This window comes from Nocardiopsis sp. TNDT3 (assembly GCF_003427465.1).
In the GTDB taxonomy this organism is placed as follows: domain Bacteria; phylum Actinomycetota; class Actinomycetes; order Streptosporangiales; family Streptosporangiaceae; genus Nocardiopsis; species Nocardiopsis dassonvillei.
In genome coordinates, this window is the sequence record NZ_QPFC01001111.1 from 1 (window position 1) to 2,509 (window position 2,509).

Annotated in this window: 2 protein-coding genes and 1 pseudogene; all 3 read left to right on the forward strand. The window is 77.5% G+C overall.

From position 1 onward, the window contains the following. Positions 1-883 (forward strand): annotated as a pseudogene (locus DQW06_RS24475) (CRISPR-associated protein); the annotation flags it as partial. After that, entirely contained in the window at positions 880-1,635 is a 756-nt protein-coding gene (locus DQW06_RS24480) for a hypothetical protein (protein WP_013154002.1), read from the forward strand. The pseudogene DQW06_RS24475 and the gene DQW06_RS24480, both read left to right, overlap by 4 nt. Then, positions 1,629-2,509, forward strand: an 881-nt coding sequence (locus DQW06_RS24485; protein WP_117199390.1) for a TIGR03986 family CRISPR-associated RAMP protein, incomplete at its 3' end; no start/stop codon positions are given. The genes DQW06_RS24480 and DQW06_RS24485, both read left to right, overlap by 7 nt.

Consider the following 2,509-nt stretch of genomic DNA (forward strand, 5'->3'; position numbering starts at 1 on the left):
GACCGGGGCCCTGCGCGCCTGCGGGCGCGGGGCCACCGCCGCCCACGCGCTCGCCCGCGCGCACCGGCCCGACCGCCGCCACCGCGCCGAACTCCACCTGACCCTGGCCGTCGCCGAGCAGCCCGATCCCACCGCCCCGCCGCCGCGCGACCCCAGGCCCGGCCTGCTCATGGTCGGCGACGCCCCCGCCCCCGAACGCCTGGGCGAGGCGGACCGGGCACACCGCCACCGCCCCGCCGTCACCGACCCGGACAAGGCCGCCGTCCACCCCGCCCCGGTCCTGGGCGACACCGCGCTGTTCGCCCTGTTCAAGAGGATCGGCGGCCGACTGGTCCGGGACGCGGCCGAACACCTGGGCGCCGGGCCGGACCGGTGGCGCGACTGGCACGACCACTGGTGGGGCGCCGACACCGACCGGCGCGGCCTCCCGCGCCCCGCCCGGATCCGGCTGCGCACCGTCCCCGTGCTCACCGGCGGAGCACCCCTGACCGCCACCCGGCTGACCGTGGACTCCCTCTTCGGCGACGCCGTGGACGGCCGCCTGTTCACCACCGACCTGCACTGCGGCGGCGGCGCCGAGGCGGTCCTGGACGTGCGCGAACCCGACGACGCCGTCCGCGGTCTGCTCGCCCTCCTCGTGCGGGAGCTGGCCACGGTACCCTTCGACACCCTCGGCGCGGGCGCCGGAACCGGGAACGGGCGCCTGACCGCCACCCGCGCCCTCCTGACCACCCACCCCCCGGGCGGAGGGCCACCGGACACGGTGGACCTGCTCACCGCCCTGTTCGCACCCGACAGCGCCGACGCGGCCACCGCCCGCGGCTGGCTGGCCGCCCTGCACGCCGCGCTCGCCCCCGCGCCCACCACGGAGGAGCCCAGGTGAACCACGAGCCCCCGCGCCCGCACGGCCTGGCCGTGCGCCGCCTGACCGCCGCGCAGGTCGACGGAGTCCTCGACGACGTCTTCGTCCACGGTGTCCGCTGCCGCCTGCTCGACACCGGGGTCCCTGGCGTGCCCGGCGCACCGGACCGGCCGCAGTGGCTGCTCGCCGAACTCGGCGACGGCCGCGTCACCGGCGCCTGCCCGGGGCCGCGGTGGCGCCGCTCGGACCAGCCGCCCACCGCCCACCTGTCGGCCGCGCCCCCGGGGCCGGCCGACCGCTGGCGGGTCCTGGAGGTCCTGGTGTTCGGTCCGCACGCGCAGATCCGGCTCGGAGAGGGAGCCGAGGCCGGGTGGATCAGCGCGGACGCCCCCGGCGACCTCCCCGAGGAGTTGCGCCCGCGGGAGCGCTCCCTCCTCCTCCAGGGCTGGAACGGCCCCTCCTCCAGCCGCACCCTGGACGGAGAGGTGCCCCTGTCGGTGACGCGGGAGCCCTCCGGCGCACAGGCGGTGCTCCCGGTGGCGTGGACCGACTTCTCCGGCCGCCTCCGGCCCGTGCCCGGCGCCGGAACCGCCCTGGAGAGCACGGGCACCTGGCTGACGGTGCGCGAGTACTGGGCGCAGGACCCCGCCACCGGCGCGGTGGGCGTGGCCTTCCACCGGCTCACCGGGATGCGCCCGGGGGTCAAGCCGACCGGGCCGGAGTTCGACGTGGGCACCGGCGACGAGATCCGGCGGGCGGAGCAGCCGTGGTGAGCCCCGGAGAGTGCGGCGGCGGCCCGCGCCCGCGGGCGGAACGGTTCCACGCCACCGCGCCCTACGGTCTGGTCCGGATCGCCGACACCCCCATGCCCGCCGCCGACCTGCACGGCGACCACCCCACCGGCGACCTGCTGCGCAGCCACGACCGCACCGTGGCGGGCACCCACTCCGGGTGGATCGACCTGACCCTGACCACCCTCACCCCCACCTTCGTCGGCCAGACCCTCGAACGCGGGCGCGTGAACGCCTCCACCCGCTTCCCGCACGGCGACCGCCACCTGCCCGCCGTCCCCGGCTCGACCCTGCGCGGCCTGGTCCGCAACACCGTGCGCATGCTCACCAGCGGCGAGACCGGCCCGGTCAACACCCCGATGCTGTTCTTCCGCGCGCCCGTGCGCATCGACCCCGACAGCGCCGACAGCGCCCTGTCCGCGCGCGCCCGCAGGGTCATGGCCCACCAGCACTCCCACTACCGCAGGCGCCGGTCCGGGCTGCGCACCAAACAGGGGTTCCTGTTCCACTCGCCGTCCGACGGGCGCTGGTACGTGGTCGAGGTCCCCGCCACCGCCCTGTCGGGCGAGCCCGGCCAGGCGCTCAAGGTGCCCTTCACGGTCCTGCGCGAGAGCCTGCGCACCTGGGACTTCGGCATCGACGACTTTCCCGACCCTCCCAGGAGCAGCACCTACGTCCCCACCACCCACGAACAGCACGGGCACCTCCAGTACCGGTGGGTGCACGCCGTCCACCTGCCCGGGGAACGGCGCGTGGCCGCCGTCGCCCCCACCGAGGAGGAGGCCCGCGCCTACCTGGACGCCCGCGCCGACGGCGCCCGCGACCTGGGCGGGGGAGGGGTGGTGCGGGCCCTGGT